11 protein-coding genes, 1 tRNA gene and 1 pseudogene are annotated in these 14932 nt (G+C 59.8%); all 13 read right to left on the bottom strand.

Going from position 1 to position 14932, the window contains the following annotated elements; genetic code table 11:
* Nucleotides 1-7: 7 nt before the first annotated feature.
* Nucleotides 8-334 (bottom strand): c-type cytochrome, encoded by a 327-nt coding sequence (locus WA904_RS03440; RefSeq protein ID WP_425195725.1) that lies wholly within the window; start codon nucleotides 332-334, stop codon nucleotides 8-10.
* 138 nt (nucleotides 335-472) lie between these two features.
* Entirely contained in the window at nucleotides 473-1465 is a 993-nt protein-coding gene (locus WA904_RS03435; protein ID WP_425195724.1) for a M48 family metalloprotease, read from the bottom strand.
* 141 nt (nucleotides 1466-1606) lie between these two features.
* Entirely contained in the window at nucleotides 1607-2200 is a 594-nt protein-coding gene (locus WA904_RS03430) for a LemA family protein (RefSeq protein ID WP_425195723.1), read from the bottom strand.
* A 195-nt stretch (nucleotides 2201-2395) separates the two neighbouring features.
* Nucleotides 2396-6607: a DNA-directed RNA polymerase subunit beta' gene (gene rpoC / locus WA904_RS03425; RefSeq protein ID WP_425195722.1), complete on the bottom strand. Its 4212-nt coding sequence runs from the start codon at nucleotides 6605-6607 to the stop codon at nucleotides 2396-2398.
* Nucleotides 6608-6634: 27 nt separating this feature from the next.
* On the bottom strand, nucleotides 6635-10747 hold the full coding sequence (gene rpoB / locus WA904_RS03420; RefSeq protein ID WP_425195721.1) for a DNA-directed RNA polymerase subunit beta: 4113 nt from the start codon (nucleotides 10745-10747) through the stop codon (nucleotides 6635-6637).
* Nucleotides 10748-11080: 333 nt separating this feature from the next.
* Entirely contained in the window at nucleotides 11081-11455 is a 375-nt protein-coding gene (gene rplL / locus WA904_RS03415) for a 50S ribosomal protein L7/L12 (protein ID WP_425195720.1), read from the bottom strand.
* A gap of 27 nt (nucleotides 11456-11482) precedes the next feature.
* Nucleotides 11483-12022: a 50S ribosomal protein L10 gene (rplJ, locus tag WA904_RS03410; protein ID WP_425195719.1), complete on the bottom strand. Its 540-nt coding sequence runs from the start codon at nucleotides 12020-12022 to the stop codon at nucleotides 11483-11485.
* Between the two features lie 262 nt (nucleotides 12023-12284).
* Entirely contained in the window at nucleotides 12285-12980 is a 696-nt protein-coding gene (rplA, locus tag WA904_RS03405; RefSeq protein WP_425195718.1) for a 50S ribosomal protein L1, read from the bottom strand.
* Nucleotides 12977-13411: a 50S ribosomal protein L11 gene (gene rplK / locus WA904_RS03400; protein WP_077593009.1), complete on the bottom strand. Its 435-nt coding sequence runs from the start codon at nucleotides 13409-13411 to the stop codon at nucleotides 12977-12979. The genes rplA and rplK overlap by 4 nt, the downstream gene beginning before the upstream one ends.
* 146 nt (nucleotides 13412-13557) lie before the next feature.
* Nucleotides 13558-14145 carry a transcription termination/antitermination protein NusG gene (nusG, locus tag WA904_RS03395; RefSeq protein ID WP_254425667.1) on the bottom strand — a complete coding sequence of 196 codons (588 nt, stop codon included), beginning with the start codon at nucleotides 14143-14145 and terminating at the stop codon, nucleotides 13558-13560.
* An 8-nt stretch (nucleotides 14146-14153) separates the two neighbouring features.
* Nucleotides 14154-14537, bottom strand: a complete 384-nt coding sequence (secE, locus tag WA904_RS03390) for a preprotein translocase subunit SecE (protein ID WP_425195717.1) — start codon at nucleotides 14535-14537, stop codon at nucleotides 14154-14156.
* A 134-nt stretch (nucleotides 14538-14671) separates the two neighbouring features.
* Nucleotides 14672-14747, bottom strand: a tRNA-Trp gene (locus WA904_RS03385).
* Nucleotides 14748-14777: 30 nt separating this feature from the next.
* A pseudogene (tuf, locus tag WA904_RS03380) lies at nucleotides 14778-14932 on the bottom strand (elongation factor Tu); the annotation flags it as partial.

The following is a 14932-nucleotide window of genomic DNA, read 5'->3' as shown; positions in this document are numbered from 1 at the left end:
GTTCTCCTTATTTTTTCTGCGCAGCAAAGTAGCTGGCAAGGACCTCGATCTGGGCATCGCTGAACCCCTTGCTGATCTGGTGCATGACAGTGGCTGGTCGCGTACCGGACTTGAAGGCCTTGAGCTGGGTCACGATGTAGTTTTTCTCCATGCCAGCAATGGACAGAACGGAGGAGCCTGGCACCACCTTGCCATCGGTGCCATGGCAGTTGGCACAGGTGGCGGCGAGGCTGCGCGCGTACAGCGCCTGGGCGGGAGCATTTTGGGCATGGCTCGGGGAAGACACAGCCAGCGTACAGAACGCCAGTGCCAGAATGGGTAAGGCAATCTTCACAGCTTCTCCTCGCAGTTGCTACAGCAGGCCAATTTAACGCGCCCGGTCAGGCGGGCCATAGGGAGTATCCAGTAAATAACAGCTCCGCACCAAGCCAGCATTCGAACCTTTTGTGATGTGCTTATTCGCGCTGAAGGTTCAGAACAGGGCATCAGGCCGGGTCGGTGCCATGTCGTCCTGGGCCAGCACCGGCATGGAACGGCCGTAAATCCGGCGAATCCGTTCGGCGAGCGGCGGATGGGAATCCAGCCAGTGCGCTTTCGCCTGGCCGACCAGCAGCATGTGCTGCACCGCCGGATGAAAGCTGGCGGTGGCGCCTGCGCCCTGCTCCCGGGCCACCTTGCGCAGCACACCGCCCAGGCCGTCCTTGCTGCGTGTGAATTGCACCGCACGCGCATCGGCCAGGAACTCGCGCTGGCGCGACACCGCGGCCTTGAGCGCGCGCCCCGCCAGCCAGCCGAGGAAGCCGGTTGCCATGATGGCCAGCCCCGGCAGTGCCAGCACCGAACGGCGGTCGTTCTCGTCGCGCTCGCACATGCCCACGCCCAGGTTGAAGATCAGCTCCAATCCAAACACCATACCGGCCAGGCGCATGTTGAGCCGGGTGTCCCCTTCTCGGATGTGGCTCAGTTCATGGGCTACCAGGCCTTGCAGCTCGTCACGGTTCAGGCCATCAAGCGCGCCGCGCGTCACGGCGATCACCGCATCTTCTTCGTCCCAGCCGGCGGCAAAGGCATTGATGCTGCCCACACGGTCCAGCACCATGACCTGCGGCACGGGCATGCTGGCGGCAATGGCCAGCTCGCTGGCGATGTTGCAAAGTTTTTGCTCATCGAGGCGGCTGGCCGGCCAGGCTTCCCGCGCGCCCACCCGGCGCGCCAGCTTTTCCCCGCCGCCGTGCAGGCTGGAGGTCTCCAGCCACCAGCCGCCCAGGATAAAAAGCAGGGCTACAGCTGTGTTGACGCTGAAAAAATACGCCGGATAGCCGCTGAACCCCGGCGTGAGCAGGTACCAGGTCAGTGCCAGCGCGGCATTGACGGCCAACACCAGCGCCGCAACTGTCAGGCCAAACAGGAGCAGCAACTGCCGGGTTTCGGCGCGGGCCTGTTCTTGGTGCTCAAAAAAACGCATGAGAGGATGAATTAGATTTGCCGGCCGGCACCCAACAAAGCTGACAAGCAATTTTTCGACGCGCCGCCCCCGGAAGAATGAGCCCCTCTTCCCCATGGGAGAGGCAGCGCAGCAAGCGAAGCGACAGGCATGGAGCCACTTTCACATCTGGATGCGCACCGCCTCGCGTTCAGCAGCTGTTTCAGTGGCCCGCAACATCGCCGACGCGGCAAAACCAAACAGGCGGGCAATCAGCAGCGCGGGGAACTGGGCCTGGGCGTTGTTGTAGTCGAGCACCGCATCGTTGTAGGCCTGGCGCGCAAAAGCCACCTTGTTCTCGGTGCTGGTCAGCTCCTCGCTGAGTTCACGGATGGTGTTGTCCGCCTTGAGCTCGGGGTAGGCCTCGGCGACCGCAAACAGCCTGCCAAGGCTGCCGCTCAGCGCCTGCTCAGCCGCACCCAGCGCGAGAACTTCCGGCGCATGGGTCGGGCGGCTGCGTGCCGCGTCGCTGGCCGAGCGCGCCTGGTTGCGGGCGGCAATCACCGCCTCCAGCGTTTCGCGTTCATGCAGAAGGTATTTTTTGGCGGCCTCGACCAGGTTGGGAATCAGGTCGTAACGGCGCTTGAGTTGCACGTCGATCTGGCCAAAGGCATTGGCAATGATGTTTTTCAGCCGCACCAGCCGGTTATAGGCGCCGACGGCCCAGAACACCAGCAAGGCAAACACGGCGATGAGAACCAGGGACTGGGTGGACATGAGGCGGGTTTCCTTTCGCGACGGGTGACAGACTGGCACCGCGACTTTAGCCGACAAGCCGGAGCCCGTACAGCTTTTCAGTAGCCTGGCGCGCCGGACGGCTCGCGCAGTCCTGAATGCACAATAAAAAGCGCCTCGGGCCCTTGTCTGCAGGGCGCGAGGCGCTTCGCTTTTTATAGCGTCAAAAAGCAGCAATTACTCGCTGGCAGCACCTTCACTGCTCTGCTCGGGCATGGCTTCCAGCTCGGCCGCTTCGGCTTCGGCGATGGCACGGCGCTCGGCGTCGTCCATCTGGTCCTTGGCTTTGCGTGCCTCGTGGTAGGCCATGCCGGTGCCGGCAGGAATCAGGCGGCCGACGATCACGTTCTCTTTCAAGCCGCGCAGCTCGTCGCGCTTGCCCATGATGGCAGCCTCGGTGAGCACGCGGGTGGTTTCCTGGAAGGAAGCCGCGGAAATGAACGAATCGGTCGACAACGACGCCTTGGTGATACCCAGCAGCAGGTTGCTGAAGGTCGCCGGGATCTTGCCTTCGGCGCGCAGGGCATCGTTGGCATCCAGCATGGCAGAACGCTCGACCTGCTCGCCGGCGATGTAGCTGGAATCACCCACGCTTTCGACGACCACACGGCGCAGCATCTGACGAACAATCACTTCAATGTGCTTGTCGTTGATCTTCACGCCCTGCAGGCGATAGACGTCCTGCACTTCGTCGACGATGTAGCGGGCCAGTTCTTCCATGCCCAGCAAACGCAGGATGTCCTGTGGATCGGCCGGGCCGTCCACGATCGACTCGCCCTTGTTCACGACCTGGCCTTCGTGCACCAGAATGTTCTTCTCTTTGGGCACGAGGTCTTCCCAGACCTTGCCTTCGGGGTCGGTGATCTGCAGGCGAACCTTGCCTTTGGTCTCCTTGCCGAACGACACGGTACCGGTCATCTCTGCCAGCGTGCCCTTGTCTTTCGGCGTACGGGCTTCGAAGAGTTCGGCCACACGCGGCAAGCCGCCGGTGATGTCCCGCGTTTTCTGGCCTTCAACCGGAATACGCGCCAACACTTCGCCGGGACCCACGTCCTGGCCGTCACGCACCTGAACCAGCGCCCCCACCTGGAAGCCAATCGTCACCGAGTGATCGGTGCCGGGGATCTTGACTTCGTTGCCAGACGCATCGATCAGCTTGACCTGGGGACGGATCACCTTGGTCGCACCGCGGCGTTTCGGATCGATCACCACCAGGGTGGACAGACCGGTCACCTCGTCGAGCTGCTTGGCCACCGTCACGCCTTCTTCCACATTCTCGAAGGCCACCTTGCCGGCGAACTCCGTGATGATGGGACGTGTCAGCGGATCCCAGTTGGCCAGAATGGCACCAGCCTTGATCATCTGGTCGGCCTTCACCGACAGGATGGCACCGTAAGGCACCTTGTGACGCTCGCGCTCGCGGCCATGCTCGTCATGGATGACGATTTCACCGGAACGGGCAATCACCACCAGCTCACCCTTGGTGTTGGTCACATACCGCATCGGCGCATTGAAGCCGATCACACCATTGGACTTGGCTTCCACGCTGGAGGCAATCGCCGCACGCGATGCCGCGCCACCGATGTGGAAGGTACGCATGGTCAGCTGCGTACCGGGCTCACCGATCGACTGGGCGGCGATGATACCGACCGCTTCACCGATGTTGATCAGGCCGCCGCGACCCAGGTCACGGCCATAACACTTGGCGCAAAGGCCGAAGCGGGTTTCGCAGGTCAACGCCGTGCGCACCTTGACCTCGTCCACACCAGCCGCTTCGAGTTCCTCTATCAGGTCTTCGTCCAGCATGACACCGGCCTTCGCCAGCACCGCGCGGTTTTCGGGATGCAGCACATCTTCCACCGTGGTGCGACCGAGGATACGGTCGCGCAGGGATTCGATGACTTCACCGCCTTCAACAATGGCGCGCATCAGCGAGCCGTCCTGTGTGCCGCAGTCGTCCTGCGTCACCACCAGATCCTGGACCACGTCGCACAGGCGGCGTGTCAGGTAACCGGAGTTGGCGGTTTTCAGCGCCGTGTCGGCCAGGCCTTTTCGGGCACCGTGGGTGGAGATGAAGTACTCCAGCACATTCAGGCCTTCACGGAAGTTGGCTGTGATCGGCGTCTCGATGATCGAGCCGTCCGGCTTGGCCATCAAACCACGCATGCCGGCGACCTGGCGAATCTGAGCCGCGGAACCGCGGGCGCCGGAGTCGGCCATCATGTAGATGGAGTTGAAGGACTCCTGCTCGACTTCCTTACCGTGGCGGTCGATGACTTTCTCTTTCGAGAGCTGGGCCATCATCACTTTGGACACTTCGTCGCCGGACTTGCCCCAGATATCCACCACCTTGTTGTAACGCTCACCGGAGGTCACGAGGCCCGAGACATACTGCTGCTCGATCTCTTTGACTTCCTTCTGGGCGCGCGCAATGATGCTCGGCTTTTCCTTGGGGATCAGCATGTCGTCGATGCAGATCGAAATGCCGGCCTTGGTCGCCAGGCGGAAGCCCGACTGCAGCAGCTTGTCGGCAAACACCACGGTCTCTTTCAATCCGCACTTGCGGAAAGACACGTTGATCAGTTTGGAGATTTCCTTCTTCTTCAGCGCCTTGTTCAGGTTCGAGAATGGCAGGCCCTTGGGCAGGATTTCCGAGAGCAGGGCACGGCCACCGGTGGTTTCCCACAGCTTGGTCGATGGCACGAATTCGCCGGTTTCCTTGTTCTTGGTGTACTCGGTCAGGCGCACGCTGATGCGTGCGTTCAGGTCGAGTTCACCCGCATCAAAGGCGCGGCGCACTTCACCGGTGTCGGAAAACACCAGGCCTTCGCCCTTGCCGTTGGTACGTTCGCGCGTCGTGTAGTACAAACCCAGCACCACGTCTTGCGACGGAACAATGGACGGCTCGCCGTTGGCAGGGAACAGGATGTTGTTCGAAGCCAGCATCAGGGTGCGGGCTTCCATCTGCGCTTCCACCGACAGCGGCACGTGAACAGCCATCTGGTCACCGTCGAAGTCGGCGTTGAAAGCCGAGCAGACGAGCGGGTGCAGCTGGATGGCCTTGCCTTCGATCAGGATGGGCTCAAAGGCCTGGATACCGAGGCGGTGCAGCGTGGGTGCACGGTTCAGCATGACCGGGTGCTCTTTGATCACCTCTTCCAGGATGTCCCACACCACTGGCGTGCCGGATTCAACTTCCTTCTTGGCCGCCTTGATGGTCGTGGCAATGCCGCGCGACTCGAGTTGCGCAAAGATGAAAGGCTTGAACAGCTCGAGCGCCATCAGCTTGGGCAGGCCGCATTGGTGCAGCTTGAGCGTCGGGCCCACGGTAATGACTGAACGGCCGGAATAATCGACGCGTTTGCCCAGCAAGTTCTGGCGGAAACGGCCTGACTTGCCCTTGATCATGTCGGCCAGCGACTTCAGTGCGCGCTTGTTGGCACCCGTCATGGCCTTGCCACGGCGGCCGTTGTCGAGTAGCGAGTCCACAGCTTCCTGCAGCATGCGCTTCTCATTGCGGGCAATGATCTCGGGAGCCTTCAGCTCCAGCAAGCGGCGCAGACGGCTGTTGCGGTTGATCACGCGGCGGTACAGGTCGTTCAGATCGGAGGTCGCGAAGCGGCCACCATCCAGCGGCACCAGCGGACGCAGGTCCGGCGGCAGCACGGGCAGAACGTCGAGCACCATCCAGCCCGGCTTGATGCCGGACTTCTTGAACGCTTCCATCAATTTCAAACGCTTGGCGTTTTTCTTGATCTTGATTTCGGAGCCGGTCAGGTCGTTGCGCAGCTTGTCGATCTCGACGTCGAGGTCCAGCCCTTCGAGCAGGTCCTTGATGCCTTCGGCGCCCATCTTGGCGGTGTACTCGTCACCGTATTCCTTGCGCTTGGCGTCATAGTCGTCTTCCGACATGATGCTGAACTTCTTCAGCGGGGTCATGCCGGGATCGGTCACCACATAAGCTTCGAAGTAGAGCACGCGTTCGATGTCGCGCAGCGTCATGTCCAGCACCAGGCCCAGACGTGACGGCAGCGACTTCAGGAACCAGATGTGCGCGCACGGTGCGGCCAGGTCGATGTGACCCATGCGCTCGCGACGAACCTTGGTCTGCGTGACTTCAACGCCGCACTTCTCGCAGATCACACCGCGGTGCTTGAGGCGCTTGTACTTGCCGCACAGGCATTCGTAGTCCTTGATGGGGCCAAAGATCTTGGCGCAAAAAAGACCATCGCGCTCTGGCTTGAAGGTACGGTAGTTGATGGTTTCAGGCTTTTTCACTTCACCGAACGACCACGAACGGATCTTCTCGGGCGAAGCCATGCCGATCTTGATGGCATCGAAATGCTCATCCGGCGTGAATTGCTTGAACAGGTCGAGTAATGATTTCATGAGTTAAATCCTTTTCTTTCCTGTTGATTAGCTGCGTTCCAGCTCGATATCGATACCGAGCGAACGAATCTCTTTCACCAGCACATTGAACGACTCCGGCATGCCGGCGGTGATCGCGTGCTCGCCCTTGACAATGCTTTCGTACACCTTGGTACGGCCCTGCACGTCGTCGGACTTGACGGTGAGCATTTCCTGCAGCGTGTAGGCGGCGCCGTACGCTTCCAGCGCCCAGACCTCCATCTCGCCGAAACGCTGCCCGCCGAACTGCGCCTTGCCGCCCAGCGGCTGCTGCGTGACCAGCGAATAAGGGCCGGTCGAACGTGCGTGCATCTTGTCGTCCACCAGGTGGTGAAGCTTCAGGAAGTGCATATAGCCCACGGTGGTCGTGCGCTCGAACGGATCGCCATTGCGGCCGTCGTACAGCTGCGCCTGGGTACGCGTGGCCGTCAGGCCCTTCGTCTTGGCGATGTCGTCGGGGTAGGCCAGTTGCAGCATGCCCATGATCTCCGCTTCCGACGCACCGTCAAACACCGGCGTGGCAAACGGCACGCCGCCTGTCAGGTTGCCGGCCATCTGCAGGATGTCGCCATCCGACAGCTTGGAGAGATCCTCCGCGCGGCCGGACTTGTTGTACAGCGTATCCATGAACTTGCGCAGGTCAGCCACCTTGGCTTCGGCCTGCAGCATGTCACCAATGCGCTGGCCCAGGCCCTTGGCGGCCCAGCCGAGGTGAACCTCAAGCACCTGGCCCACGTTCATCCGCGAAGGCACGCCCAGCGGATTGAGCACGATGTCGCAAGGCGTACCGTCGGCCATGTAGGGCATGTCTTCGACCGGAACGATCTTGGACACCACACCCTTGTTGCCGTGACGGCCGGCCATCTTGTCGCCAGGCTGGAGGCGACGCTTGACGGCCAGGTACACCTTGACCATTTTCAGCACGCCTGCTGGCAGTTCATCGCCCTGCGTGAGCTTCTTGCGCTTTTCTTCAAAGGCCAGGTCAAAGCTGTGGCGCGTCTGCTCCATCGAGTTTTTGATGCTTTCGAGCTGCGCAGCCACTTCGTCGTCCGCCGGACGGATATCGAACCAGTGGTATTTCTCGACATCGGCCAGGTAGGCCTTGTCGATCTTGGTGCCTTTGGCAAGCTTCTTGGGGCCGCCATTGGCAACCTTGCCGTTGAGCAGTTTTTCGATACGGTCGAACGCATCGGCTTCCACAATACGCAACTGGTCGTTGAGGTCCAGACGGAAACGCTTGAGTTCGTCGTCGATGATCTGCTGCGCACGTTTGTCGCGCACGATGCCTTCACGCGTGAAGACCTGCACGTCGATGACCGTGCCCTGCGAGCCCTGGCTCACGCGCAACGAGGTGTCTTTCACATCACTGGCTTTTTCGCCGAAGATGGCGCGGAGCAGCTTTTCTTCCGGTGTCAGCGTGGTCTCGCCTTTGGGCGTGACTTTGCCGACCAGCGTGTCGCCCGGCTGGACTTCCGCGCCGACATAAATGATGCCGGATTCGTCAAGGCGGTTGAGTTGCTGCTCGGACAGGTTGGGGATATCGCGTGTGATTTCTTCCGCGCCGAGCTTGGTGTCGCGCGCCATGACCACAAGTTCCTCGATGTGAATCGAGGTGTAGCGGTCTTCGGCGACGATGCGCTCGGAAATCAGGATCGAATCCTCGAAGTTGTAGCCGTTCCAGGGCATGAAGGCAATCAGCATGTTCTGGCCGATGGCGATCTCGCCGAGGTCGGTCGATGCACCGTCGGCAATCACGTCGCCCTTGGCCAGCTTGTCGCCGATCTTGACGATGGGACGCTGGTGGATGTTGGTGTTCTGGTTGGAACGTTGATACTTGATCAGGTTGTAGATGTCCACGCCCACTTCACCAGCCAACGCTTCCGCGTCATTCACACGCACCACGATGCGGGTGGCGTCCACATAATCCACCACGCCGCCGCGGTTCGCGGTCACGACCGTACCGGAGTCGATGGCAGCCACGCGCTCGATGCCCGTGCCGACCAACGGCTTTTCGGGCCGCAGAACCGGAACGGCCTGGCGCGACATGTTGGCGCCCATCAAAGCGCGGTTGGCATCGTCGTGCTCCAGGAAAGGAACCAGCGAAGCCGCAACCGACACGATCTGTGCAGGAGACACGTCCATGTACTGAATACGCTCCGCGCCGACCAGCACCGACTCACCGTTTTCACGGGCCGATACGAGGTCACCGGTCAGTTTGCCTGCGTCGTCAAGCAGCGCGTTGGCCTGGGCGATCACGTACTTGCCTTCTTCGATGGCAGACAGGTAGTCGATCTGGTCAGTGAGCTTGCCGTCCACCACGCGGCGATACGGCGTCTCGATGAAACCGTACTCGTTCAGGCGGGCATACAGGGCCAGCGAATTGATCAGGCCGATGTTCGGGCCTTCAGGCGTTTCAATCGGGCAGACGCGGCCGTAATGGGTCACGTGCACGTCACGCACTTCAAAACCGGCACGTTCGCGGGTCAAGCCACCGGGGCCAAGGGCCGATACACGGCGCTTGTGGGTGATCTCGGCCAGCGGATTGGTCTGGTCCATGAACTGGGACAGCTGCGAGGCGCCGAAGAATTCCTTCAGTGCGGCAGAAATCGGCTTGCTGTTGATCAGGTCGTGCGGCATCAGCGGCTCTTGCTCGGCCTGACCCAGACGTTCCTTGACGGCTTTTTCAATACGCGCCAGACCCGTGCGGTACTGGTTTTCGGCCAGTTCACCGACACAACGCACGCGGCGATTGCCCAAGTGGTCGATATCGTCGACCTGGCCATTGCCGTTACGCAGGTCCACCAGGATCTTGACGACAGCGAGGATGTCCTCGTTGGTCATGACCATGGGACCGGTGGAAGTGTCGCGGCCCACACGGGCGTTGAACTTCATGCGGCCAACCTTGGACAGATCGTAAGTGTCCGGGTTGTAGAACAGGCGCTGGAACAGGGCCTGAACGGCGTCTTCCGTCGGGGGCTCGCCGGGACGCATCATGCGGTAGATCGCCACACGCGCAGCAAACTCGTCCGCGGTTTCGTCAGAGCGCAGGGTTTGCGAAATGTACGCGCCCTGGTCCAGTTCGTTGGTGTACAGCACCTGCAGGTCCTGCACGCCGGCTACGCGCAGCTTTTTCAGCAACACTTCGGTCAGTTCGTCATTGGCCTTGGCAATGATTTCACCGGTCTCTGCATCCACGATGTTCTTGGCGACCACGCGGCCGATCAGGAAGTCTTCCGGGACGCTGATGGTGGACGTACCGCTTTGCTCCAGCTCGCGCGTGTGGCGCACGGTGATGCGCTTGTCCTTGGCTACAACAACCTTGCCGCTCTTGTCGGTGATGTCGAAACGGGCCACTTCGCCGCGCATGCGCTCGGCGACAAACTCCATTTGCGCACCGCTGTCCATCAGGCGGAAGTTGTCGAACACAAAGAAGTTCGCGAGGATGGACTCAGGGTTCAGGCCGATGGCCTTGAGCAGGATGGTGACCGGCATCTTGCGGCGACGGTCCACGCGGAAGTACAGGATGTCCTTGGGGTCGAACTCGAAGTCCAGCCAGGAACCACGATAGGGAATGATCCTTGCCGAGAACAGCAGCTTGCCCGAGCTGTGGGTCTTGCCCTTGTCGTGCTCGAAAAACACGCCGGGCGAGCGGTGCAGCTGGGACACGATCACGCGTTCGGTCCCGTTGATGACGAACGAGCCTTTGTCGGTCATGAGCGGCACTTCGCCCATGTAGACTTCCTGCTCTTTCACTTCCTTGACGACCTTGGACTGCGAAGTCGAGGACTCGCGGTCATAGATGATCAGCTGGACTTTGGCGCGCACGGCCGACGCAAAAGTCAGGCCGCGGGTCTGGCACTCGCGCACGTCGAATGCGGGCTTGGCCAGGTTGTACTCGAGGAACTTCATCTCGACAAAACCGTTGTGCGAGACGATGGGGAAAGCGTTGTCAAACGCGGCTTGCAAGCCTTCGATTTCGCGCTTTTGCGGTGCGCGGTCGGCCTGCAGGAACGCCGTGTAGGCGTCCTTTTGCATTTGCAACAGGTAAGGAACATTCAGCACACTTTCGCGGCTGCCGAAACTTTTGCGAATTCGCTTGCGTTCGGTATAGGAATAGGCCATGAGTTCTCCGCTTTGATGGGACACAAACAAGTACAGCAACTGGTTTGTTAAGCTCTGGCGACTGTCTTGAATGACTACACCACGTAATCAAACAGACTTGGTGGTTGGCCACTACCAACCATGGCGGACGGCAACGCATTGCACGTTGCCCGAACCAAGGCGCTTCCTGCAGTCGGGGTCAGGAAACACTGGCAAGCAGATTCGATCAAATCTGCTTGCCGGTGGTTCCAGGGAGGCCGAAAACGCGCTTGCGCGGCGTTTGAACGGCACTCCTTGAAAGCACGAAAGGCTGGAAGCCGAACCCGGTCTTCCAGCCTTCGCGAAACACAAGGATTACTTGAGTTCGACTTTCGCGCCGGCGTCTTCGAGCTTTTTCTTCGCAGCTTCTGCATCGGCCTTGGGTGCGGCTTCCTTGACAGCCTTCGGTGCGCCATCGACCAGGTCCTTGGCTTCTTTCAGGCCCAGGCCGGTGATTTCACGAACTGCCTTGATGACGGACACCTTGTTGGCGCCGGCTTCGAGCAGCATGACCGTGAAGTCAGTCTTCTCTTCTGCAACTGCAGCAGCAGCACCGCCACCGGCAGCAGGAGCAGACATGGCTGCAGCGCTCACGCCAAATTTCTCTTCGATGGCTTTCACCAGGTCGTTGAGTTCGAGGACCGTCATGCTGTCGAGCGCGGTCAAAAATGCGTCTTTATCGAATGCCATTTTGATTTCCTAAAAAGTTGGTACAGGTTATGCCGCTGCAGCTTCTGCTGCGGGCTCTGCGGCTACGACCCCATCGTTGCCGCCGCCTTTTTGTTCCGCCAGCGCGGCCAGCACTCGTGCCGTACGCGAAATGGGGGATTGCATCAGGCCCAACAGCTGGGCAAGCAGCACTTCTTTCGAAGGGATGTTCGCGAGCTGTTTCACGCCGTTCACGTCCAGGACTTTTCCTGCCATTGCGCCTGCGCGAATCACCAATTTTTCGTTGGTTTTTGCGAAGTCGGCAACCACCTTGGCGGCGGCAACAGCATCGGTGGAAAAGCCATAGATCAGCGGACCGGTCATCTGGTCGGACAGGACATCAAACGCGCTGCCTGCCACGGCGCGGCGAGCCAGGGTGTTTTTCAACACACTCAGGTTCACGCCTTTGTCGCGGGCTTGGCTGCGAAGCTTGGTCATGTCAGCGACCGTGATGCCACGATATTCCGCCATCACGAGCGTTTGAGCTTTAGCGGCGAGGCCGGTCACTTCATCAATGACGGCTTGTTTCTCACTGCGGTTGAGACTCAAGGTCTACTCCTTAATATTGTGTCTTTCGGATGCCGCTTTCGCAACACCCGATCAACACGCCTATATTCAGCGACCAACTGTTTTCAGATTTTTTGCAAAACCATTCAAGCAGCGGGACCGCCATCTGCGTTGGCTGTCTTTCGACGATTAAGCGATGGACTTTCGTCCTGTCGCACCAACGGTCCTGGATGGCCTGCCGGAGCCGAAACCCCGGCAGCCCACCACTTTGAACTGCCCTTGCGGGCCGTTCAAATTTTTGCGATTACGCTGCGATGGTTTGCGTGTCGACGCGAACGCCCACACCCATCGTCGACGAAACCGCGACTTTCTTCAAATACACGCCTTTGCTCGACGCAGGCTTGGCTTTGGTCAGCGCATCGATCAGCGCCGCCAGGTTGCCCTGCAGCTTGTCGGTGTCAAACGAACGGCGGCCGATGGTGCCGTGCACGATGCCGGCCTTGTCGACGCGGAACTGGACCTGGCCAGCCTTGGCGTTTTTCACCGCCGTGGCCACATCAGGCGTTACCGTGCCGACTTTCGGGTTGGGCATCAAACCACGTGGGCCGAGGATCTGGCCCAGGGTGCCCACGACACGCATGGCGTCCGGCGATGCAATCACCACGTCGAAGTCCATCTTGCCGGCCTTGATGTCAGCAGCCAGATCATCCATGCCGACGAGGTCAGCACCGGCTGCCTTGGCTTCTTCAGCCTTGGCGCCCTGCGCAAACACGGCAACCCGCTTGGTCTTGCCGGTGCCGTTGGGCAACACGACAGCGCCGCGAACGACCTGGTCGGATTTCTTGGCGTCCACACCGAGCTGCACGGCCACGTCGATGGATTCATCGAACTTGGCGACAGCGAATTGCTTGACCAAGCCCAGGGCATCAACCACCGGGTACAGCTTGTTGCTGTCGATCTTGTCGCCAACAGCTTTTTGACGTTTGGTCAGCTTGCTCATACAACACCCTCCACCGTCACACCCATGGAACGGGCGGAACCGGCAATAGTACGCACGGCTGCATCCAGATCGGCGGCAGTCATGTCTTTCATTTTTGTCTTGGCAATTTCTTCCAGCTGGGCGCGGGTGATCTTGCCGACCTTGACGGTATGCGGCGTGGCAGAACCCTTGTCCAGCTTGATGGCCTTCTTGATCAGCGTGACAGCCGGAGCGGTCTTGATGATGAAAGTGAAGCTCTTGTCTGCAAATGCAGTAATCACCACAGGCAACGGCAGGCCGGGCTCAACACCCTGGGTCTGGGCATTGAATGCCTTGCAGAACTCCATGATGTTCAGGCCGCGCTGACCCAGAGCCGGGCCAATCGGGGGGGACGGGTTAGCCTTACCAGCTGGCACTTGCAGCTTGATGAAGCCGACGATTTTTTTCGCCATACTTTTCTCCTTGCGGGTCATAACGCCTGGGCACCGCCAAAAAGCAGGCCCGGGCTCCCCGGGGGTTACACAACTCAATCATGGTTCCGAAGAACCTTTCGCGCCGAGTTGCAAGGCGCGAAACTTTTAACTGCCGACCGAAAACCTTATGTCTTCTCGATCTGGCTGAATTCCAGCTCCACGGGCGTTGCACGGCCGAAAATCGTGACCGACACGCGCACCTTGTTCTTGTCGTAGTTGACTTCTTCGACCGTGCCGTTGAAGTCGGTGAACGGACCGTCCTTCACGCGGACGTATTCGCCGGTTTCAAACTCGACCTTGTGGCGCGGCTTCTCGGTGCCGACCTGCATCTGGTCGACAATTTTCTGCACGTCTTCCTCGGAAATCGGTGCGGGACGGTTTTTTGCGCCGCCGACAAAACCGGTGACCTTGTTGGTGTGCTTCACCAGGTGCCAGGTTTCATCATCCATGACCATTTCGACCAGCACATAACCAGGGAAGAAACGGCGCTCCGTCGTTTTCTTCTGGCCGTTCTTGATCTCAACCACTTCTTCGGTAGGAACCAGGAAGCGGCCGAATTTGGCCTGCATGCCGGCACGGTTGATGCGCTCGACAATATTGCGTTCAACGGCTTTTTCCATGCCCGAATAGGCATGCACCACATACCACTGCATGCCGGGTGCCGGATGCAGGGATGCGCCAGCCGCCACTTCGCTGACCACGTCACCGTTCATATCGCTCATTATTTTTTCCACCCCAAAATCAGGTCATAAAACACCCACTCGAGTGTTTTATCGGTGAGCCACAAAAAGAGGGCCATGATCACCACAAAGGCGAAAACATAAGCCGTCATCTGCATGGCTTCCTTGCGGGCCGGCCACACCACTTTTTTGACTTCGCGCCAGGAATCACGTCCAAAAGCGACAAACTGCTTGCCTGGTTCGGAGGTCATGAACACAACCACAGCCGCCACCAGACCCGCAATCAGACCACCCCATTGAGCGATCTGCCCCTGCTTGCCCAACAGGTAAAAACCCGCCAGTGAGGCCACGACCAAAACCACGGCAAGGGCCAGCTTGGCCTTGTCTGCAGTGGTGCTGACGGTTTCGACTTGAGAAGTGGCCATGAGTGCCTGATTCCTGTTCAATCTTCATGCGTCTTTTCAGACGCTTAAGCCCACCTGGGGTCCTGGACTCCCGGCGGGCTTCGCTTTACTGTCTTTTCTAACCACCTGCGGCATCAACATCTGTCAAGGCCGGGTGGCAGGGGCAGTAGGAATCGAACCTACAACCTTCGGTTTTGGAGACCGACGCTCTGCCAATTGAGCTATACCCCTCCGTCAAACCCTCGCGAAAATGTCAATGCTTTACGCAATGATCTTGGCCACGACACCGGCGCCGACGGTCTTGCCGCCCTCGCGGATGGCAAAACGCAGGCCTTCTTCCATGGCGATCGGGTTGATCAGCTTGACGGTGATCGACACGTTGTCGCCTGGCATGACCATTTCCTTGCCTTCTGGCA

The sequence above is a fragment of the Polaromonas sp. genome, assembly GCF_049790275.1.
GTDB lineage: Bacteria > Pseudomonadota > Gammaproteobacteria > Burkholderiales > Burkholderiaceae_C > Polaromonas.
This window is presented reverse-complemented; position numbering and strand designations above follow the sequence as displayed.

Excerpts from the sequence above, each read along its gene's own strand:
- rplA (WP_425195718.1), bottom strand. The coding sequence starts at position 12,980 with ATGAGCAAGCTGACCAAACGTCAAAAAGCTGTTGGCGACAAGATCGAC.
- secE (WP_425195717.1), bottom strand. The coding sequence starts at position 14,537 with ATGGCCACTTCTCAAGTCGAAACCGTCAGCACCACTGCAGACAAGGCC.
- WA904_RS03435 (WP_425195724.1), bottom strand. The coding sequence starts at position 1,465 with ATGCGTTTTTTTGAGCACCAAGAACAGGCCCGCGCCGAAACCCGGCAG.
- nusG (WP_254425667.1), bottom strand. The coding sequence starts at position 14,145 with ATGAACGGTGACGTGGTCAGCGAAGTGGCGGCTGGCGCATCCCTGCAT.
- rpoC (WP_425195722.1), bottom strand. The coding sequence starts at position 6,607 with ATGAAATCATTACTCGACCTGTTCAAGCAATTCACGCCGGATGAGCAT.
- rplL (WP_425195720.1), bottom strand. The coding sequence starts at position 11,455 with ATGGCATTCGATAAAGACGCATTTTTGACCGCGCTCGACAGCATGACG.
- WA904_RS03430 (WP_425195723.1), bottom strand. The coding sequence starts at position 2,200 with ATGTCCACCCAGTCCCTGGTTCTCATCGCCGTGTTTGCCTTGCTGGTG.
- rplK (WP_077593009.1), bottom strand. The coding sequence starts at position 13,411 with ATGGCGAAAAAAATCGTCGGCTTCATCAAGCTGCAAGTGCCAGCTGGT.
- rpoB (WP_425195721.1), bottom strand. The coding sequence starts at position 10,747 with ATGGCCTATTCCTATACCGAACGCAAGCGAATTCGCAAAAGTTTCGGC.